General features: G+C 71.8%; 18 protein-coding genes. 7 read left to right on the forward strand and 11 right to left on the reverse strand.

From position 1 onward, the window contains the following. Positions 1 to 31: 31 nt before the first annotated feature. The 4 genes from IEY98_RS01585 to metG all read right to left on the reverse strand — a co-directional run bounded on the left by IEY98_RS01585 (position 32) and on the right by metG (position 5,797). The gene (locus tag IEY98_RS01585; RefSeq protein ID WP_189208483.1) at positions 32 to 652 is read right to left on the reverse strand and encodes a 50S ribosomal protein L25/general stress protein Ctc; all 621 of its coding nucleotides are present in this window, start codon (positions 650 to 652) and stop codon (positions 32 to 34) included. A gap of 763 nt (positions 653 to 1,415) precedes the next feature. Next, entirely contained in the window at positions 1,416 to 2,891 is a 1,476-nt protein-coding gene (locus IEY98_RS01590) for a resuscitation-promoting factor (RefSeq protein WP_229786452.1), read from the reverse strand. Between the two features lie 243 nt (positions 2,892 to 3,134). Beyond that, the gene (locus IEY98_RS01595; RefSeq protein ID WP_189208484.1) at positions 3,135 to 4,010 is read right to left on the reverse strand and encodes a TatD family hydrolase; all 876 of its coding nucleotides are present in this window, start codon (positions 4,008 to 4,010) and stop codon (positions 3,135 to 3,137) included. Continuing rightward, the gene (metG, locus tag IEY98_RS01600; protein ID WP_189208485.1) at positions 4,007 to 5,797 is read right to left on the reverse strand and encodes a methionine--tRNA ligase; all 1,791 of its coding nucleotides are present in this window, start codon (positions 5,795 to 5,797) and stop codon (positions 4,007 to 4,009) included. The genes IEY98_RS01595 and metG overlap by 4 nt, the downstream gene beginning before the upstream one ends. A 50-nt stretch (positions 5,798 to 5,847) precedes the next feature. Here metG and IEY98_RS01605 point away from each other — a divergent pair, with 50 nt between their 5' ends. The 3 genes from IEY98_RS01605 to IEY98_RS01615 all read left to right on the forward strand — a co-directional run bounded on the left by IEY98_RS01605 (position 5,848) and on the right by IEY98_RS01615 (position 8,200). Continuing rightward, positions 5,848 to 6,399 (forward strand): PadR family transcriptional regulator, encoded by a 552-nt coding sequence (locus IEY98_RS01605; protein WP_189208486.1) that lies wholly within the window; start codon positions 5,848 to 5,850, stop codon positions 6,397 to 6,399. A gap of 66 nt (positions 6,400 to 6,465) precedes the next feature. Then, the gene (locus tag IEY98_RS01610; protein WP_189208487.1) at positions 6,466 to 7,443 is read left to right on the forward strand and encodes an ATP-binding cassette domain-containing protein; all 978 of its coding nucleotides are present in this window, start codon (positions 6,466 to 6,468) and stop codon (positions 7,441 to 7,443) included. Then, the gene (locus IEY98_RS01615; protein ID WP_189208488.1) at positions 7,430 to 8,200 is read left to right on the forward strand and encodes an ABC transporter permease; all 771 of its coding nucleotides are present in this window, start codon (positions 7,430 to 7,432) and stop codon (positions 8,198 to 8,200) included. The genes IEY98_RS01610 and IEY98_RS01615 overlap by 14 nt, the downstream gene beginning before the upstream one ends. On the opposite strand, the gene rsmI is transcribed toward IEY98_RS01615, so the two are convergent. Beyond that, positions 8,197 to 9,021 (reverse strand): 16S rRNA (cytidine(1402)-2'-O)-methyltransferase, encoded by an 825-nt coding sequence (rsmI, locus tag IEY98_RS01620; RefSeq protein WP_189208489.1) that lies wholly within the window; start codon positions 9,019 to 9,021, stop codon positions 8,197 to 8,199. The two genes, IEY98_RS01615 and rsmI, sit on opposite strands and share 4 nt — an antisense overlap. Beyond that, positions 9,014 to 9,508 carry a hypothetical protein gene (locus IEY98_RS01625; RefSeq protein ID WP_189208490.1) on the reverse strand — a complete coding sequence of 165 codons (495 nt, stop codon included), beginning with the start codon at positions 9,506 to 9,508 and terminating at the stop codon, positions 9,014 to 9,016. The genes rsmI and IEY98_RS01625 overlap by 8 nt, the downstream gene beginning before the upstream one ends. A 122-nt stretch (positions 9,509 to 9,630) precedes the next feature. Between IEY98_RS01625 and IEY98_RS01630 the strand changes: the two genes are divergently transcribed. Then, complete coding sequence (locus IEY98_RS01630) at positions 9,631 to 11,136, forward strand: dolichyl-phosphate-mannose--protein mannosyltransferase (protein WP_229786728.1); 1,506 nt, start codon at positions 9,631 to 9,633, stop codon at positions 11,134 to 11,136. On the opposite strand, the gene IEY98_RS01635 is transcribed toward IEY98_RS01630, so the two are convergent. Beyond that, entirely contained in the window at positions 11,087 to 11,296 is a 210-nt protein-coding gene (locus IEY98_RS01635) for a hypothetical protein (RefSeq protein ID WP_189208491.1), read from the reverse strand. The two genes, IEY98_RS01630 and IEY98_RS01635, sit on opposite strands and share 50 nt — an antisense overlap. A gap of 87 nt (positions 11,297 to 11,383) precedes the next feature. Between IEY98_RS01635 and IEY98_RS01640 the strand changes: the two genes are divergently transcribed. Together IEY98_RS01640 and IEY98_RS01645 are read left to right on the forward strand one after the other, a co-directional pair. Further along, a complete protein-coding gene (locus IEY98_RS01640) occupies positions 11,384 to 12,340 on the forward strand; it encodes a helix-turn-helix domain-containing protein (protein WP_189208492.1) in 957 nt (318 codons plus the stop codon). A 20-nt stretch (positions 12,341 to 12,360) separates the two neighbouring features. After that, positions 12,361 to 12,852: a hypothetical protein gene (locus tag IEY98_RS01645; RefSeq protein ID WP_189208493.1), complete on the forward strand. Its 492-nt coding sequence runs from the start codon at positions 12,361 to 12,363 to the stop codon at positions 12,850 to 12,852. A gap of 247 nt (positions 12,853 to 13,099) precedes the next feature. Here the strand turns inward: IEY98_RS01645 and IEY98_RS01650 are convergent, their stop codons facing one another. After that, positions 13,100 to 15,136 (reverse strand): serine/threonine-protein kinase, encoded by a 2,037-nt coding sequence (locus tag IEY98_RS01650; protein WP_189208494.1) that lies wholly within the window; start codon positions 15,134 to 15,136, stop codon positions 13,100 to 13,102. Between the two features lie 126 nt (positions 15,137 to 15,262). Here IEY98_RS01650 and IEY98_RS01655 point away from each other — a divergent pair, with 126 nt between their 5' ends. Continuing rightward, positions 15,263 to 17,146 (forward strand): propionyl-CoA synthetase, encoded by a 1,884-nt coding sequence (locus tag IEY98_RS01655; RefSeq protein WP_189208495.1) that lies wholly within the window; start codon positions 15,263 to 15,265, stop codon positions 17,144 to 17,146. Positions 17,147 to 17,188: 42 nt separating this feature from the next. On the opposite strand, the gene trxA is transcribed toward IEY98_RS01655, so the two are convergent. From trxA to IEY98_RS01670, 3 genes are all read right to left on the reverse strand, one after another. Then, positions 17,189 to 17,566, reverse strand: coding sequence for a thioredoxin (trxA, locus tag IEY98_RS01660; RefSeq protein ID WP_189208496.1), 378 nt, complete (start codon positions 17,564 to 17,566; stop codon positions 17,189 to 17,191). Positions 17,567 to 17,659: 93 nt separating this feature from the next. Continuing rightward, on the reverse strand, positions 17,660 to 18,463 hold the full coding sequence (locus IEY98_RS01665; RefSeq protein WP_189208497.1) for a putative RNA methyltransferase: 804 nt from the start codon (positions 18,461 to 18,463) through the stop codon (positions 17,660 to 17,662). Positions 18,464 to 18,480: 17 nt separating this feature from the next. Further along, positions 18,481 to 19,143, reverse strand: coding sequence for a hypothetical protein (locus tag IEY98_RS01670; RefSeq protein ID WP_189208498.1), 663 nt, complete (start codon positions 19,141 to 19,143; stop codon positions 18,481 to 18,483). Positions 19,144 to 19,255: the final 112 nt, after the last annotated feature.

The following is a 19,255-nucleotide window of genomic DNA, read 5'->3' on the forward strand; positions in this document are numbered from 1 at the left end:
GCGGGAGCCCGGGGCACACGTCAGGACCGACTCACTCCTCGGTGTCGGACTTGGGCTCCTCGACCACGCCCGCGCCCTCGGTGTCGAGCTCGCCCTCCATCTGCTCGGCCGTCGGCGCGGCGTTGACCGCCACGACCAGGGCCTCGGCGTCGGTCACCAGGACCGAGCCGCGCGGGAGGGTGATGTCGCCTGCGTGGATCTGGGTGCCCACGGCCGCGTCCTGCACGCTGACCTCGACGCCCTCGGGGATGTGCAGGGCCTCGACCTCCAGCTGCACGGTGGTCAGCTCCTGGTTGACCAGGGTGCCGCTGGCGGCGTCGCCGACCACGTGCACCGGCACGTCGACGGTGACCTTCTCGCCGCGCTTGACCAGCAGCAGGTCGACGTGCTCGATGTAGTTCTTCAGCGGGTGGGTGGTGACCGTCTTGGTCAGCGCCAACTCCGTCTCCGCGCCGAGGTCCAGGGTCAGCACGGCGTTGTTGCCGTGCTCGCGGACGACGCGGGCGAACTCGAGGGCCGGGAGGGACAGGTGCTTGGGCTCGGAACCGTGGCCGTAAAGCACGGCGGGGATGCGCCCCGCGCGACGAGTGCGGCGCGCGGCGCCTTTGCCAAACTCCGTGCGCTGCTCGGCGGCCAGACGTACCTCGGACACGGTGCTGCTCTCCTTGCTTGCTCAAACGCGGCAGGGGTGCTGCTCGGGGCTGGGAGCGCCTGCGGCGGAGGGGACGCGGAGAGCGTGAACGCGTGCGACTGTCATGCAGCCGCCACGTCGATCACGCCGGCGCTTGACCCGCCTCGCCGAGGCAACCCGGATAGCTTACGCGCCTGCGGGACAGCGGGCCCGTGGGGGTGCGCTTCGAGTTATCCACAGGCTCGCGAGGTAGCCCTATTGACAAGGGTGCGACGCCGGTAACCTGGAAGAACAGGGCGGTTAGGCCCCCGGTTGGGGCGGGGTGTCGGGTCGGATGGGGTGGCTGGGCTCGGGGATTCCCGATGACGCCGGACATCGGCGGTTGCGCGGGATGGTGTCGGCCTGCATCCACAGCGCCGTCCTGCCCGGTTCTGTGCGTGATGGCGTATTGGTGACGCGCTTCGCGAGTTGATTTGGGGGTCCGATGGGGTGGACCCGCATTCGCGGGGCCCCTAAGCGAAGCGTCGCGGGCGCGGAGAAGCGGCGGATCGGCGAAGCCGTCCGCGCCCGGGCGAGGGTAGCGACGCTTCGCTCCCCACGAATGCGGGTCCACCCCATCGGACAGAGCTCGTGGGGCGTGTTGCGTTCGTGGGTGGTTGCGCTGCTTTCACGGTTCGTATCGGGTGGTGCTTTGGCGTTGGCTTGCTAAGCGGCCCCGGAAAGGGCGAAGCCCCGGTGGCCCGCGTGGCGGGGCGGGGCACCGGGGCTTCGGTCGGGCTGGGTGTCAGGTCGGGAGGCCGAGCTGGCGCGAGCAGTGGGGCCAGGCGCCGTAGCCGCCGCGGTCGTCGCGGAGTTTGGTGGCGATGGCGATCTGCTGCTCCCGGGTGGCCTGGTGGGGGTACTCGGCGTACTGCTGGCCGCCGTAGGCGTCCCAGGTGCCCTTGTTGAACTGGAGGCCGCCGTAGTAGCCGTTGCCGGTGTTGATGGCCCAGTTGCCGGTGGACTCGCACTGGGCGAGGCGGTCCCACACCTGGCCGTCCGGGATGACCGGGACGGGGGGCTGCTTGGTGCCGACCCTGATCTTCTTCGGCTTGGCTTCCTTGACGACCTTCGAGCCGATCTCCTCGCGCTTGACCTCCTTGCCGTTCTTGGAGGTGATGCGGAGGGTGGCGATGCGCTCGCCGGGGACACCTTCCTCGACGACCACGGTCTTGCCCTTGTCGAGCTCGGGGTCCTCGACCTCGACGACCGGGGGCTCGATCTTCATCTTCTGGTTGATCACCGTCACGCCGGTCCGGCTGATGCGGACCTCGGCGCCGTCGCTGAGCTTGGTCTCGGCCTTCGGGGTGAGGGCGTCGTCCTTGCCGACGGTGAGGCCGAGCTCCTGCAGCAGCTCGCCGACGGTCACCGCGGTCGTGGTCAGCGGCGCGGGCTTCTTGCCGCCGTCGAAGAGGGTGATCCCCTTGGCGGTCTTGATCTCGACCGCCATGCCCTCCAGCGGCACGGGCGCGTCGGCCGGGGCCGACACCCACGAGCCCGCCAGCGGGGCGTTGGCCTGGCGCAGCGCCTCGCCGAGGTTGGTCGCGCGGACCCAGACCTCGGTGCGCTCGCCGTCGACGGTCATCGTCAGCGGGCGGCCGCGCTGCAGCACGATGCGGCCGTCGTCGTTGATCTCGGCGGCCGGGGACGGGCTGACCAGGTCGTGCTGGCCGACCGACAGGCCCTCCTCCTGGAGCACCTCGCCGACGGTGTCGGCGTAGGTGTTGACCTCCATGGCCTGGCCGTCGACCTCGACGGTGACCTGGTTGTTCATGGCGATCGCCGCGGCGCCCCCGCCGATCAGCGAGGTCAGCACGGCGGCGATGGTGGCCTTGAGGAACGTGGCCTTCCACCGCTTGACCGCGGTGATCAGGCCCGGGGCCGCCTTGGGCTGCGGCTCGGCGGCGATCTCGTCCGGGATGACCGGCAGCACGGTCGTCTCGGCGTTGACCAGCCGGATCAGCTCGTCGACGTCCACGCCCGCGGTCGCCATGATCTCCTCGGCCTGCGGGCCGAGTGCGTGGCGGACGTCCTGCGGGGTGATCGTGAGGGAGTCGGAGTACCCCGTGTCGTAGTCGTACTCGGGGAACTGGGAGCGCCAGGCGCGGAAGTCGTCCTCGTGCCCGTCGGCGGAAGGCTTCTCGACCGGCGTGAACCAGTCGGTGTCCGCGAATGCGCCGTGCTCGAGGCGGTCGAAACCGCCGTTCTGTTTACCGCTCACTGGGTCGTGTCCTCCAAGGCGGAGCCGCAATCCCGCACGCCGCTCACACCTCTTCGTCTTCTCGTGTCGACCCGCAGCCTGGCCACCCCGACGGTGTACTTGGCTCGCTCCGGGCTTCCCTGGGCACCGCTGCCCCGGGAGGTACGGTCACGGGACAGTAACGAGGGCAAGGGGGTTGCGCAAACACATCCGGCAATCTCGTGAGTCCCATCACACCAGCGCGTGATCAACACGTTCCCCCGTTCAGCGCAATCCCTGACGTTCGGAATCGTGGGATGTCACGCTGGGCAACGAAAACAGCCGCTCCGCCGTTGTCGAGACCACCTGCGCGAACTCGGCCACGTCGACGCCGCGGAGATCGGCGATCGCCCGTGCGGTGTAGGCGGCGCAGTAGGGCTCGTTCGGCCTGCCGCGGAACGGATGCGGTGTGAGATAGGGCGCATCCGTCTCGACCAGGATCCGGTCGGCCGGGACGAACGCGGCGGCCTCGCGCAGCGGGCGGGCGTTGGTGAACGTCACCGGGCCTGCGAAGCTGAGCACGTAGCCGCGATCGACGCAGGCGCGGGCGAAATCGAGATCACCCGAGAAACAGTGGAACACCACGTCTTCGGGTGATCCTTCGGCGTCGAGCACGGCGAGGATGTCGGCGTGGGCGTCGCGGTCGTGGATCATCAGCGGCTTGCCGACGCGTTTGGCCAGGTCGATGTGCCAGGCGAAGGCGTCCTTCTGCGCGTCGGGCGGCGAGTAGTCCCAGTAGTAGTCCAGGCCCGTCTCCCCCACCGCGACCACGCGCGGCTGCCGGACGAGCGCCTCGATCGCGGCTTTGTCCTCATCGGAGAAATCAGCGGTCCGGGTGGGGTGCACGGCGCAGGCGGCGAAGACGCGGTCGTCCCAGGTCGCCGCCTCGGCCGCCCAGCGGGCGGCGGCGAGGTCGTCGGCCACGGTGATCACCCGGCCGACCCCGGCCGCCGCCGCGCGATCCACCATTTCGGACACCGCGGCGGCGTCGGCCTCGACCCCCCGGCCCGCCGCGCACGCGTCGAGATGCGTGTGCGCGTCGACCACCGGGGCCGGGAGCGGCTCCGGGATCGGCGGACGCTCGCCGCGGCGGGGCGTCACGGGGCGATCGGGGCCCACTCGGGCCCGGTGTCGCCCAGTTCGGCGTCCAGCTTGGCGAACAGCGGGGACGGCTTGGCCAGCGGCCTGCCGACCTCGATGTCCACCGACTCCCACTTGGCCTGCTCGGCGGCGTAGTCACCGGTCAGGATCGGGTAGGCGCGCTCGGGCACGTCGAGGTCGGTGACCTCGTCGATGCGCGGCTGCGCCGACCACACGCCCGTGCCGCCCAGCGCCTCGTGCACCTTCTGCGCGGCGTGCGGGAGGAAGGGCGTCAGCAGCGTGTTGGCGTCGGAGACGACCTGCAGGGCCGTGTGGAGGATCGTGTCGCGGCGCTCGGGGTCGTCCTTGCGCTTCCACGGCTCCTGGTCCGACAGGTACTTGTTCGCCGCCGACACCACGCGCATGGCCTCGGAGGCCGCTGCCTTGAACCGCGAGCGGCGCAGGTTGTCGCCTACGACCCCGAACGCGGCGCGGGCCTGCTCGCGCAGGGCGATGTCCTCGCCGGTCAGCGCGGTCGGCGTGGGGATCGCGCCGACGTTCTTGTGCGCCATGGAGACCGAGCGGTTGACCAGGTTGCCCCACTCGTTGGCCAGCTCGAAGTTCGTCCGCCGGACGAACTCCTCCCAGGTGAAGTCCGTGTCCTGGTTCTCAGGGCCCGCCACGGAGATGAAGTACCGCAGCGTGTCCGGGCCGAAGTCGCGCAGGAAGTCGCGCACGTAGATCACGGTGCCGCGGGAGGTGGAGAACTTCGACCCGCTCATCGTCAGGAACTCGCTGGAGACGACCTCGGTCGGCAGGTTGAGCGTGCCGAACGCGCCCGGCTCGCCGCCCTTGTCGCCCGCGCCGTTCTGGCCGAGCAGCAGCGCGGGCCAGATCAGCGAGTGGAAGACGATGTTGTCCTTGCCCATGAAGTAGTAGCCCTGGGCGTCGGGGGTCCAGAACTCCTTCCACGCGTCGGCGTCGCCGGTGCGGCGGGCCCACTCGACGGAGGCGCTCAGGTAGCCGATCACCGCGTCGAACCAGACGTAGAACCGCTTCATCGGGGCGTCGCGCCAGCCGTCCAGCGGGACGGGGACGCCCCAGTCGAGGTCGCGGGTCATCGCCCGGGGGCGCAGGTCGTCGAGCAGGTTCTGGCTGAACTTGAGCACGTTCGGCCGCCACTCGGTGCGCGTGGACAGCCAGGAGCCCAACGTCTCGGTGAACGCGGGCAAGTCGAGGAACAGGTGCTCGGTCTCGACGAACTTCGGCGTCTCGCCGTTGATCCGCGACTTGGGGTTGATCAGGTCGGCGGGGTCGAGCTGGTTGCCGCAGTTGTCGCACTGGTCGCCGCGGGCGCCGTCGTAGCCGCAGATGGGGCAGGTGCCCTCGATGTAGCGGTCGGGCAGCGTGCGGCCGGTCGACGGGCTGATCGCGCCCATCTGCGTCTTGGGCACGATGTAGCCGTTGCGCCACAGCGCCATGAACAGGTCCTGCACGACCTTGTAGTGGTTGCCCGTGGTGGTGCGGGTGAACAGGTCGTAGGACAGGCCCAGGCCCTGCAGGTCCTCGGCGATGACGCGGTTGTACTTGTCGGCCAGCTCGCGGGCGGTCAGGTTCTCCTTGTCGGCCTGCACCGAGATCGGCGTGCCGTGCTCGTCGGTGCCGCTGACCATGAGCACCCGGTGGCCCGCCATGCGCATGTAGCGGGAGAAGACGTCCGAAGGGACACCGAAACCGGAGACGTGACCGATGTGGCGGGGCCCGTTGGCGTAGGGCCAGGCGACCGCGGTCAGCACTGGGGTGCTCATGGCGGCCTAGCCTACGGACGTCAAGAGCGACCCCGTCAGGGAGGACTGCGATGTCGGCCACGCGGATGCTGGTCCTCGGGATCATCCGGGGAGCGGGCCCCGCGCACGGTTACAAGGTCCGCGCCGAGCTGATGGGCTGGAACGCCCAGGAGTGGGCCCGGATCAACCCCGGGTCGATCTACCACGCCATCCGCAAGGCCGCCGCCGACGGGCTGCTGGTCGAGGCGCCCGACGACGCGCGCGAGGCAGGCCCGGACCGGATGCGGTACGCGGTGACCGAGGCGGGCGAGCGCGAACTGCGCGACCTGGTGCGCGCCGGGCTGCGGGTCACCCGCGACCCGTTCATGCTCAACGCCGCCGTGGCGATGCTGCCGGTGCTGGAGCGCGCCGAGGCCGTGGCCGCGCTCGACGAGCGGCTGGCCGAGCTGCGGACCGCGGTCGCCGAGTTGGAGTCCTGGGGCGACCGGACGCCGTATGAGAGCCCGGAGCACGTCATCGAGCAGGTCCGGCTGTGGCTGGCGCAGGTCAGGGCGGACATCGACTGGTCGTCCGGGCTGCGGCGGCGGTTGCTCGACGGCGCGTACCGGATGGCCGACGACTGACAATTCAAACTTGACTAGCCAGCGTAGGCTGAGCCGCGATAGTCAAACTTGATTAGAGGGGGACGGGTGATCACAGCACGGGGGTTGGCGCGGACGTTCACCGCGCGCGGCCGGTCCGTGGAGGCGGTCCGGGGTGTCGACCTGGACGTCGCGGCCGGGGAGCTCGTCGGGTTCCTCGGGCCCAACGGCGCCGGGAAGACGACGACACTGCGGATGCTCACCACGCTGATCAGGCCGACGGCGGGCACCGCGACCGTGGCCGGGCACGACCTGGCTGGCGACCCGCTGGGCGTGCGCCGCGGCATCGGCTACGTGGCCCAGGGCGCGGGCGCCACGCCGAACGCCAAGGTCGGCGAGGAGATGGAGCTGCAGGGCAGGCTGTACGGGCTGGGCAAGGCGGAGGCGCGCAGGCGCGGCGTCGAGCTGGGCGAGCGGCTGGACCTGTCCGGGCTCTCCGACCGGCTGGTCAAGACGCTGTCCGGCGGCCAGCGCAGGCGGCTGGACATCGCGCTCGGGCTGGTGCACGACCCCAAGCTCGTCTTCCTCGACGAGCCCACGGCCGCGCTCGACCCGCAGAGCCGCGCCAACCTGTGGGAGCACATCCGCGCGTTGCGCGACACCCACGGCACGACGGTCTTCCTGACCACGCACTACCTGGACGAGGCCGACGCGCTGTGCGACCGCATCCTGGTGATCGACCACGGCCGGATCGTCGCCGAGGGCACGCCCGCGGCGCTGAAGGCGCAGGTGTCCGGCGACCTGGTGGCGGTCTCGGTCGTCGCCGACGACGTGCCGCGCGCCGCCGAGATCGCCCGGCGGGTGCCCCAGGCGACCGAGGTGTCGACCGAAGGCGACGCCGTGCGGTTCCGGGTGCCGCGCGGCGACCAGGCCCTCGCCGAGCTGCTGCGCGGCCTGGACGCGGCGGGCATCGCCACGACGTCCCTCCAGGTGCACAGCCCCACCCTGGACGACGTGTTCCTGACCCTGACCGGGCGGTCGCTGCGCGACGCGGACCAGACGGAGGCCGAGCATGTTCCTGCGTGACACGTGGCTGATCTTCCGGCGGGACATGATCCTGTCGCTGCGCAACCCGGCGTGGATCGGGATCGGGCTGATGCAGCCGGTGCTGTACCTCTTCTTCTTCGGGCCGCTGCTGGAGCGCATCACCGAGAGCACGCCGGGGTTCCCGCCGGGCACGGCGTGGCAGATCCTCACCCCGGCGCTGATCATCCAGATCGCGCTGTTCGGCAGCTCGTTCGTCGGCTTCGGGCTGCTGGCCGACCTGCGCACCGGCGTGGTCGAGCGGCTGCGGGTGACCCCGGCGAGCAGGCTGGCCCTGCTGCTGGGCCGGGTCTTGCGCGACGCGCTGCAGACGATCGCCCAGGCGGTGATCATCCTGGTGATGGCGTTCACCATCTTCGACCTGCGGGCCTCGGCGGGCGCGATCGCGCTGACGCTGGTGATCGTCGGGCTGATGTCGGTGACGCTGGCGTCCTGCTCCTACGCGCTGGCGCTGCGGCTGAAGAACGAGGAGGCGTTCCCGGCCATCCTCAACACCGTGCTGATGCCGGTGCTGCTGCTGTCGGGGATCTTCATCCCGATCACCCAGGGGCTGGCCCCGGCCTGGCTGTACGAGCTGTCGCGGTGGAACCCGTTCACGCACGTGGTCGACATCGAGCGGGCGTCCTTCCGCGGGGACTTCACCACCGACGCGCTGCTCACCGGCTCGCTGGTGCTGTTCGCGATGACCGCGCTCGCCCTGTTCTGGGGCGTGCGCACGTTCCAGCGGGAGAACGCCTAGCGGACGGCCGCGTCGTACAGGGCCTTCTTGCTGACGCCGGTCTCGGCGGCGACGGCGGCGGCGGCGTCCTTGAGGCGGGCGCCGTCGGCCGCCATCGCCTTGACCCGGGCGACCAGGGTGTCCAGGTCGGGCGCCTCGGGCTCGGCCCCCGCGAGGACGACGGTGATCTCGCCCTTGACCCCGGCCTCGGCCCAGTCGGCCAGCTCGGCCAGCGTGCCGCGCTTGACCTCCTCGTACGTCTTGGTCAGCTCCCGGCACACCGCGGCCCTCCTGCCCGCGCCGAGCACGGCGGCGGCGTCGACCAGGAGGCTGTGCAGGCGGTGGGGCGACTCGAAGAGGACGGCCGTGCGCGGCTCGGCCCTGAGCTGCTCCAGCCAGCGCGTGCGCTCCCCCGGCTTGCGCGGGGCGAACCCCTCGAAGCAGAAGCGGTCGCACGGCAGCCCGGACAGCGCCAGCGCGGTGGTCACCGCGGACGGCCCGGGCAGGCAGGTGATCGGCAGGTCCGCCGCGGCGCAGGCGACGACCAGCCGGTACCCGGGGTCGGAGACGCTGGGCATGCCCGCGTCGGTGACCAGCAGGACGGTCTGCCCCTCGCGGACGGCGTCGACCAGGCCCTCGGTCTTCTGCGCCTCGACGGCGTCGTAGAAGCTGACGAACCGACCGCGCGGCTGGGCGGCCAGCGCGGCGGCGAGCGTCTTCGTGCGCCGGGTGTCCTCCGCGGCGATGACGTCGGCGGACTCCAGGGCGTCCCGCAGCCGCGGCGAGGCGTCGGCGGCGTTGCCCAGCGGCGTGCCCGCGAGGATGAGCCTGCCCTCAGCCACGGGAGTGCCTGCGGACGGCGGTGTGGAGGTCGGTGGACTTCCAGTCCGGCACGAAGTCGCTGACGATCACCGTCCGGTCGGAGCCGTTCCTGCGCATCCGCTCCACCGCCTTCCGGGGGGCGGGCTTGTCCGGGTCGACCGCCGTGGTCTCGGCGGCGCGGAACACCAGCTCGTCCCGCTTGAACAGGCCGATCGTGCGGACCTGCTCGAAGTCCCGCCAGCGCAGGACCGTGCGGACGTGGTCGCGGACCACCACCAGGCCGTCGTGCACCAGGGTCAGCGACCGGCGGCGGACGGCGCCCGCGGTGAGCGCACCGATGACCAGGCCGATGCCGCCTGCCGCGATCAGCGCCCCGGCCACCTGCCAACGACCGGTGATCGCGTCGATCGTCAGGTGGATCGCCAGCACGCCAGCACCCGCGGCGATCCCCGTGGTCACGGCGTAGACGGCGGTGTACGCCGGGGTCGGACGGTAGGTAGTCGCCACGATCGGTCAGCGTACGCGCGAAGCCCGACGCGGATCGCACATCGGGCGGCCTACGATCTCCCCTCGTGAGCGTCCTGGTTGCCGATGACTCGGCTGAGCGGGCGGCGGTCCCCGGGCCGCGGGTGTCCGACGCGGTGGAGCGGGCCCGGCTGCGGGTGACCGGGCGGCCCATGCCGTCGGATCGGGCGCGGGCGTGGCTGGTGACGGCCGTCATCGGGCTGATCGGCGGGATCGTCCGGTTCCAGAACCTGGGGTACCCGACCGACAAGGGCACGCCGGTCTTCGACGAGAAGCACTACGTGCCCCAGGCGTGGCAGATGCTGCGCAACGGCGGCTTCGAGGACAACCCCGGCTACTCGCTCACGGTGCACCCGCCGCTGGGCAAGTCGCTGATCGCGGTCGGCGAGTGGCTGTTCGGCTACAACGGGTGGGGCTGGCGGTTCACCGCCGCGCTCGCGGGCACGCTGGTGATCATCATGGTCGTCCGGATCGCCCGCAGGCTGACCCGCTCGACCCTGCTCGGCGCGATCGCCGGGCTGCTGATCATCGCCGACGGCGTCTCGCACCTGCAGTCGCGCATGGGCATGCTCGACGCCTTCCTGGTGTTCTTCGTGGTCGCCGCGTTCGGCTGCGTGCTCGTCGACCGCGACCAGACCCGCGCGCGGCTGGCCACGGCGGTCGCCGAGGGCTGGGCGGCCGAGTCGCCGTTCGGCCCGAGGCTCGGCGTGCGGTGGTGGCGCTTCGGCGCGGGCGTCATGCTCGGCCTCGCCTGCGCGGTGAAGTGGTCGGGCCTGTACTACGTGGCCGCGTTCGGCCTGCTCATCGTGCTGTTCGACGCCACGGCGCGGCGCGCGGCCGGGGTGCGCAGGCCCTGGGTCGGCGCACTCGTGCGCGACGTCCTGCCCGGGCTGTGGGCGATCGTCGGCGTCGGCCTGCTGGCCTACCTGGCCACCTGGTGGGGCTGGTTCGGCGGCGAGACCTCGATCGACCGGCACCTGGTGGCCACCGAGGGCACGGACCCGTGGTCGGTCATCAAGGGCGCGGTCGGCTCGCTGCTGCAGAACAGCGAGAAGGTCCTGACCTTCCACACCGAGCTGGTGACCAAGCCGGGCGAGGAACACCCGTGGGAGTCCAAGCCCTGGACCTGGCCCATGGGCCTGCGTCCGATGCTCTACTACTACGAGGGCTCCACGACCGGCTGCGGCGAGGTCACCTGCGTCTCGGCCACCATGCTCATCGGCACGCCCGCGCTGTGGTGGCTGGCGCTGCCGATGATCGCCTGGAGCCTCTGGCGGGTGTTCGCCCGCCTGGACTGGCGCTACGCGGCCGTCATGGTCGGGTACATGGCGGGTCTGCTGCCCTGGTTCATCAACATCGACCGCCAGATGTACTTCTTCTACGCCGCCCCGATGGCGCCGTTCCTGGTGCTGGGCCTGGTGCTGGCGCTGGGGCACGTGCTCGGGTCGAGCAGGGAGGGCCCCGAGCGCCGGGGCACCGGCCTGCTCGCCGTCGCGCTGTACGTCGGACTCGTGGTGGCCAACTTCGTCTGGCTGTGGCCCATCCTCAACGGCGACTCGATCACCGAGGCCCGGTGGCAAGCCGAACTGTGGCTGCCCTCCTGGCGCTGACCTGGTGGCGGGTGACCGGCCGGGCGTAGGCCAGCTCGGCGCGGACGCGCGCCCGGTCGCGGTCGTCGATGTCGGTCGAGCCCGCCATGCGGTGTCCGGGCTGGTGGTTGCGGTCGAGGAGGACCAGGGCGATCACGGCGAGTGCGAGGAGAATCAGCATGGCAGTAAGTCTGCGCTGCGCTAATTCCTGCCACGAGTGGCAGACGTGCCCTTGTGCGACAAAATCCTGCCAGCTACCGTGGCCCGCATGCTGAAGACCGTCGCCGCGCTGCTCATCGACTACGTGGCCCCGTTCGAGTTCGGCGTGGTTGCCGAGATCTTCGGCATCGACCGAACCGAGGACGGCGTGCCCGCCTTCGAGTTCCGGGTGTGCGGGGAGAAGGCGGGGGAACCCCTGCCGACCACCGTGGGCATGCAGGTCATCCCCGAGTACGGCCTGGAGGGCCTGGTGGGCGCGGACCTGGTCGCGGTGCCCGCCGCGACCATCCGCGACGAGTACCCGGCCGCGGTCCTCGACGCCCTGCGCGCCGCCCACGACCGCGGCGCGACGCTGATGTCGGTGTGCAGCGGCGCGTTCGTGCTGGCCGCGGCGGGCCTGCTCGACGGCAGGGCGTGCACCACGCACTGGCACCACGTCGACCGCTTCACCGAGCGCTTCCCGGACATCCACCTCGACCCGGACGTGCTGTTCGTCGACGACGGCTCGATCGTCACCAGCGCCGGGACGGCCGCGGGCATCGACGCCGCGCTGCACCTGGTCCGCCGCGAACTCGGCTCGGCCGTGGCCACGGCGATCGCGCGGCGGATGGTCGTGCCCCCGCAGCGCGACGGCGGGCAGCGCCAGTTCGTCGACCTGCCGGTGCCCGCGTGCACCGGCGACAGCCTCACCCCGGTGCTGACCTGGATGCTGGAGAACCTGGCCGAGGAGCACACGGTGGCCGCCCTGGCCCGCCGCGCGGCGATGTCCGAGCGCACCTTCGCCCGCCGCTTCGCCGCCGAGACCGGCACGACCCCGCACCGCTGGCTCTCCACCCAGCGCGTCCTGCACGCGCGGACGCTGCTGGAGGAGACATCGATGACCGTCGACGAGGTCGCCCGCCGCTGCGGCTTCTCCACCGGAGCCCTGCTCAGGCACCACTTCCAGAAGCTCGTCGGCGTCGCACCGGCCGACTACCGCCGCACGTTCGCGGGTCGTTCGGCCTGATCCCTGCCAGACTGCTTCCCGTGCCCCGGATCACCGACGAAACCCACGGAACGGTGGTGGTCACCACCACCGAGACCCGCGTCCTGGCCGCCGTCGCCACCACCGCGGCCGAGATCACCCGCAGCGGCGACGAAACCCGCCCCGACGTCCCTATCGGCACCCGCGATGCGGACTGCTTGACCCTGGTGGTCAACGGCTCCCCTGCCCGGCTTGCGCCCGGCAACGGCCGTTACAGCAGACGCTCTTACCGCGTGGACGCCTGGGTAGGGGATGTCCACTATCTACTCAAGCCGGAAGCTGACGGGAGCACTCTGTTGGCGGACGGGGTGGAGCGGGGGTTCTTTCCGGAGCAGAACCTGCCTGCGGTGTGGCTGCCAGGGTCGTCGCCCCAGGACGCGGCGATCGGGTACGCGCTGGCGGCTGCCTTCGGTGTGCAGGCCCGGAGCCTCTACGACACGGTCTTTCACGCGGCGGTTGATCCTGTGGTGGGGACTCAGCGGCCGATCACCTGAGCTGGCGCGTTCACGGTTCTGCCCGCGGGCCTGGGTGTGCTCCCCTCGGCCTCAATTGTTTAACCCTGGGAGGGCGGAGTAAAGGGCGCCTTCGGCGTCGCTGCGCGACAGGCTTCGCCTGCCCTTGACACCGCCCTCCCAGGGTTAAAGACGGCCAGGACGAGGGGGCAAGGGGGAAGAGCGGTCGACTGGGGGCAGCAGGTTGAGGTCGTTGTGGGGGACCCCAGCGACCTTCCCCTCTACCTCCTCATCGCATCGGGCGCGTTCGGTCCTCTATGTCCTCTCGGCGCACGATCTGGGTTACTGGGCCGGTTTCGGTGTGGCCCTCCCTGGCCAGCCAGTCGCTCAACTCGCGGGCCACTGCTTGGAGGGTGGGGCGGCGGCGGGGTTCGTTGTCCAGGGCCGCTGTCAGCAGGCGTAGGTGGGCGCTCTGCTTGGGGATCTCGGTCAGGGGCTCGGACTTCGCGGCGGCCATCAGGGCGGCCATGGCGTTCTCGCGGTTGCCGCGTGGGGGCTTGCCGGTGAGGGCGTAGCTCACCGTGGCGGCCAACTGCCAGGCGTCGGAGGCGGGGGTGGCGTTGGCGCCCGCGGCGGTCTCCGAGGCGAGGAAGTCGGGGGTGCCGACCATCATGCCGGTGGCCGTGAGGGTGGAGTCGCCCTTCGAGCGGGCGATGCCGAAGTCGATCAGGTGGGCGTTGCCGTCGGGGTCGATGATGATGTTGGAGGGCTTCACGTCGCGGTGGAGGACGCCCTTGGCGTGGGCGGCGGCGAGGGCGCCCGCCATGGTGATCCACAGCCGGGCGGCGGCCACGTCGTCGAGCGGGCCGCCGTCGGTGACGCGGTCGGCGAGGGGCTGGCCCTCGATGTACTCCATGACCAGGCCGAGGCCCTCGGGCTCGGAGACGATGTCGTACACCCGCACGCAGTTGGGGTGGTGCACGGCGGCCAGCGCGCGGGCCTCGCGCAGCATGCGCTCCTCGGTCTCGGCGTCGGGCGCGTGGGCCATCTTCACCGCGACCGTGCGGTCGAGCTGGGTGTCGACGGCCAGCCACACCGTGCCGAAGCCGCCCCGGCCCAGGGCGCGGACCTTGCGGAAGCGGCTGCCGGTCGGGCGGATGGACGGCGGCGGGGCGGCAGCGCCGCGCGGGGTGAACGGCAGCGGGCCGGGGTCGGCGGCCAGCGCGGCGCCCTCGGGCTCGCCGCGCAGCGTCGGCGGGTGCGCCGGGTAGGCGCCCTCCGGCTGGTACGGCGGCAGCGGCGGGGGCGGCTGGTACGGCGGCGGCTGCTGCCCCGACAGCAGCGGCGGCTGCTGGCCGGACATCAGCGGCTGGCCCTGCCCGGAAAGCGGGCCTGACAGCGGCTGGCCCTGCCCGGAAAGCGGGCCGGACAGCGGCTGCCCCTGCTGCGCTGTCGGCGGGCCGTGGGTGGGCGGGACGACCTTGGCGTTCTGCACGGCCAGGGCGCTGTCCACGCGGGTCGGCTGCGGCGGGCCGACCGGGCGGGCGGGCGGGGGCGGCGGCACCGGCCGGGCCGCGGTCTCCGGGCGCGGACCCTGGTCCGGTCGGGCGGGCTCGGGACGCTGGTAGTTGCGCTCGATGACCGCCCAGCTCGGCGGCCCGACCACCAGCACCGGGATGAGCCCGAGCACCGAGAACAGCAGGAAGCCCGCCCACAGGTGAGCCGCGGTGTTGGCCTCGACCGGCAGCGTGAGCAGCACCATCAGCGCGAACGGGCCCCACAGCAGCCTGCCCGGCCACTTCGGGCCGCGGCGCAGCGCCAGCCTGCCCTGGAGCAGCACGAACAGCAGGCACAGCGCGGGCACGATGACCAGCATCAGCAGCCGCAGCAAGTACATCGGGGTGCTCTCGAAGGGGTGGAACAGCACCTCGTAGGCGTTGGCCCGCCCGCCGAGGTACTCGGCCTGGCTGTCGACCCAGCAGTGCCGGTCGCCGAAGGAGGCCAGCTCGGCCTTGGACAGCGGCACCGGCTGGCCCGCGAACACCCGGTTGTAGACCGTGCCGACGCCGTTGAACAGCAGCCACGGCAGCAGCAGCCCGAACACGCCCCCGACCACGGCGAACACGCTGATCGTGGCGGTGTTGTAGAGGTTGCCGGTGAACTTGCGCACCAGGGCGATGACCAGGGCGCCGAGGGTCGGCAGGAGCGCGATCAGGGCTCCGGCCGTGCTGGTCGCCCACACCCAGTCGCCCGGGCAGAACCCGGGCCCGAAGATGCTGTGCGCGAACGACAGCAGCGAAGCGGCCAGCTCGAGCACTGCGTCCACTGCTCCTCTCTGATCCACCGGCTGTTGTCGACCAGCCTAATGCCGACGCCGATCGCCGCCTCGGGGCTCATCCACAGGGACGTCCGGAGACCCTCGGGGGTTGCGGTCGGATGGCAAGGTGGGGCCATGGGCTCCCACGCCGACGCGCACCGCCGCAGCATCGCCGACCCCGAGGGCTTCTGGCTGGAGGCGGCCGCCGCGGTCGACTGGACCCGGGCGCCGAGCCGGGCCCTGGACGACAGCGCCGCCCCGCTGTACCGGTGGTTCCCCGACGGCGTGCTCAACACCTGCCACAACGCCCTCGACCGGCATCTGCCCGACCGCGCCGACCAGGCCGCGCTGATCTACGACTCGCCCGTCACCGGCGTCAAGGCCACCTACACCTACGCCGAGCTGACGGACCTGGTCGCCCGGTTCGCAGGCGTGCTCGCGGGCCTCGGCGTCGGCCGGGGCGACCGGGTGATCGTCTACCTGCCGATGATCCCGCAGGCCGTGGTCGCGATGCTGGCCTGCGCCCGGCTCGGCGCGGTGCACTCGGTCGTCTTCGGCGGCTTCGCCCCGCGCGAGCTGGCCTCCCGCATCGACGACGCGCGGCCGAAGGCCATCGTGGCGGCCTCCGGCGGCATCGAGCCGAGCCGGGTGGTGCCGTACCGGCCGATCATCGCCGAGGCGCTGCGGATGAGCGCCCACCGGCCCGACCACGTGGTCGTGGTCCAGCGTCCCGAGGTCCCCGCCGAGCCGGTCGACGGCGACGTGGACTGGGACGCGGCGATGGCGGCGGCCGAGCCGGTGGGGTGCGTCCCGGTGGCGGCGACCGACCCGCTGTACGTGCTCTACACCTCCGGCACCACCGGGCGGCCCAAGGGCGTGGTGCGCGACAACGGCGGGCACGCGGTGGCGCTGGCCTGGTCGATGCCGAACATCTACGACATCCACCCCGGCGAGGTGTTCTGGGCGGCCTCCGACGTGGGCTGGGTCGTCGGCCACTCCTACATCGTGTACGCGCCGCTGCTGGTGGGCGCGACGACCGTGCTGTACGAGGGCAAGCCGGTCGGCACCCCGGACGCGGGCGCGTTCTGGCGCGTCATCGCCGAGACGGGCGCGAAGGCCCTGTTCACCGCGCCGACGGCGTTCCGGGCCATCAAGCGCGCCGACCCAGAAGCCGCCGAACTGGCCAAATACGACCTGTCCCGGTTCGAGACGCTGTTCCTGGCCGGGGAGCGGCTGGACCCGCAGACCTACCACTGGGCGGCCGGGAAGCTGGGCGTCCCGGTGATCGACCACTGGTGGCAGACGGAGACGGGCTGGCCGGTCTGCGCCAACCCCCGCGGCCTGGAGCCGATGCAGGTGAAGCCCGGCAGCCCGAGCGTGCCCGTGCCGGGGTTCGACGTGCGGGTCCTGGACGAGGGCGGCGCCGAGGCGCCCGCAGGCGTCGAGGGCGCGATCGCGATCCGCCTGCCGCTGCCCCCGGGCACGCTGCCCACGCTGTGGGGAGACGATCAGCGCTACATCGAGTCGTACCTGAGCCAGTACCCCGGCTACTACCTGACCGGCGACGGCGGCTATTTCGACTCCGACGGCTACCTGTACGTGATGGGCCGCGTCGACGATGTGATCAACGTGGCCGGACACCGGCTGTCCACCGGCGCGATGGAGGCCGTGCTGGCCGCGCATCCCGCCGTCGCCGAGTGCGCCGTCATCGGGGTCCGGGACGCGCTGAAGGGCCAGCTGCCCCGGGGTTTCGTCGTGCTCAAGGCTGGCGCGTCGATCGACCCGGAGACGTTGCGGTCGGAGCTGGTCGCGGCCGTGCGGCGGGAGATCGGCCCGGTGGCCGCGTTCCGCGATGTGGCCATTGTGGACGGACTGCCGAAGACGCGCAGCGGCAAGATCCTGCGGAAGACGATGCGCGGCATCGCCGACGGGCGCGACGAGCCGGTCCCCTCGACGATCGAGGACCCGGCCGTGCTGGCGGCGCTGCGCCCGGTCCTGCTGCCCGGCGAGGCCACCTGACGCGAAGCGGGGCCCGCTCGCGGAGAGCGGGCCCCGGTCGCGCTACTGCTGGTCCTGCTGGGACTGGGCCTCGGCGATCTTGGCCCGCACCTCGCCCATGTCCACGGCCTTGACCTGGCTGATCAGGTCCTCCAGCGCCGCGGCGGGCAGCGCGCCCGGCTGGGCGTAGAGGACGACGCCCTCGCGGACTGCCATCACGGTGGGGATGGACGAGACGCCGAAGGCTTGGGCGAGGGCCTGCTGGGCCTCGGTGTCGACCTTGCCGAACACGACGTCGGTGTGCTTCTCCGACGCCGCGTCGAACACCGGGGCGAACTGGCGGCACGGACCGCACCAGCTCGCCCAGAAGTCGACGAGAACGGTGTCGCCACCGCCCACGACCTCGTCGAAGTTTTCGGTGGTCAGCTCGACGGTTGCCACATGGCCTCCCTGGATTCGGCTGTCCCCAGGTTAACGATCCGGGTCATGGGGGAATTCCCCGGTGACCCCGCCCGGCAATCCCGAAGGGGCCGACTAACACGCTCGGTAAGCGGTCACCACCACCGACGCCGTCACCTGAACCGGCGTCGGCATCGCCGCTATGCGCTCATCGCGGTCCTGACGGGCGTGGAAAGCGTTCGGGCCCATACCGATGAGAGCGCGCACATCGTCGCGGTCGAGGGTGAGGGTGAATTCGCAGAGCCGCTGGTCGCGCACGGTGAAGAACGGCGCGAGGCGGGCGTCGATGCGGTCCTGCTTGTCCTCGTCCACGGTGAGCAGGTCCAGTTCGGACACCAGTTCGGCGAGGTGGCCGCTGGTCGGGGCCGCCACCAGCAGCGTGCCGCCGTCGCGCAGGACGCGGCGGAGTTCGGGCGGGTTGCGCGGGGCGAAGACGTTGAGGACCAGGCTCGCGGCCGCGGTGCGCACCGGTAGCGGCTGCCAGAGGTCGCAGGCCACGGCGCCGATGCGCGGGTGGGCCCTGGCGGCGCGGCGCAGGGCCGGTTTGGACGAATCGAGGGCGATGCCCGGGCCGTCGTCGAGCAGCGCGGAGAGGTAGAAGCCGGTGCCCGCGCCCGCGTCGACCACCAGCCCAGGCGCGCGCCAGTCGGCCAGAGCGCGCACAAGCGGGTCGTAGTGGCCCGCGGCCAGGAACCCGGCCCGGGCGGCGACCATCTCCGCGGTGTCGCCCGCGGCGGGCGCGCCGCGCAGGAGGGTCACGTATCCCTGCTTGGCGACGTCGAAGCTGTGCAGGCGCGGACAACGCAGCACGCCGACGTCCGCCGCCAGGCCCTCACCGCAATGCGGGCAGACCAGGAACGGCAGGACGTCGGCGAGCACGCACCGACCTTACGGGGTCAGCGGCGGGCGAAAGCCGCGCGGACCTTCGGGCTGAACAGGGCCAGACCGCCGCCTGCCAGCAGGAGCAGGCCGGTCAGCAGCAGCCAGCCGGGGTTGGCGCCGGTGTCGGCCAGGTCGTCGTCCTCCCCGGGCGCGCCGGGGGCGGTGGTCGTGGTGACCTCGGGCGAGGTGGGCACGTCCGTCGTCGGCGTCACGTCGGTGGTGGTCTCACCGGGCGCCGTGGTCGTGGTGGTCCCGCTGGAGGTGGTCGTCGTGGTCGTGGTGGTCGTGTCCTTGACCCCGCAGGCGAACCAGTGGCTGACGTCGGGGATGTTGCCGCCGTTGTTGAGCGGCGAGTACAGGTCCAGCCAGGGCAGGGCGCCCAGGTCGGGGGCGTCGTAGGTGTTGTAGCCGTCGCCGCCCTTGACGACCACGCCCACGACCTCGACGCCGTCGGGGACGGACGTGATGTCGATGTACTGCTTGCTCGGGTCGCTGTCGGTCAGCTGGACCGCGGTGCTGCCCGGCCACAGCTGCGGGCAGTCCTTCGCCACGGCGTTGCCGTCGTGCTGGGTCGCTCGGGGGTCTTCTTCAGGCGTCTGGGCCAGCGCCACGGACGGGAGGCAGGTCAGCAGGCCAGCCAGCAGGGCAGCCGCGCCGACGCGTCGCAGAGTGACCACTTTCTCCACCTTTGATCGAACATGGGCCATGTGGGCGACAACGATCGTCTTGGGCGGAAAGGTACCGCACGACTACTACGAGCTGACCACAACCCACCACGCTCGATCGAAT

Origin of the sequence: Actinokineospora fastidiosa, assembly GCF_014648415.1 — a bacterium.
GTDB lineage: Bacteria > Actinomycetota > Actinomycetes > Mycobacteriales > Pseudonocardiaceae > Actinokineospora > Actinokineospora fastidiosa.

Excerpts from the sequence above, each read along its gene's own strand:
- IEY98_RS01655 (WP_189208495.1), top strand. The coding sequence starts at position 15,263 with ATGGGCTCCCACGCCGACGCGCACCGCCGCAGCATCGCCGACCCCGAG.
- IEY98_RS01605 (WP_189208486.1), top strand. The coding sequence starts at position 5,848 with ATGTCGGCCACGCGGATGCTGGTCCTCGGGATCATCCGGGGAGCGGGC.
- metG (WP_189208485.1), bottom strand. The coding sequence starts at position 5,797 with ATGAGCACCCCAGTGCTGACCGCGGTCGCCTGGCCCTACGCCAACGGG.
- IEY98_RS01635 (WP_189208491.1), bottom strand. The coding sequence starts at position 11,296 with ATGCTGATTCTCCTCGCACTCGCCGTGATCGCCCTGGTCCTCCTCGAC.
- IEY98_RS01640 (WP_189208492.1), top strand. The coding sequence starts at position 11,384 with ATGCTGAAGACCGTCGCCGCGCTGCTCATCGACTACGTGGCCCCGTTC.
- IEY98_RS01615 (WP_189208488.1), top strand. The coding sequence starts at position 7,430 with ATGTTCCTGCGTGACACGTGGCTGATCTTCCGGCGGGACATGATCCTG.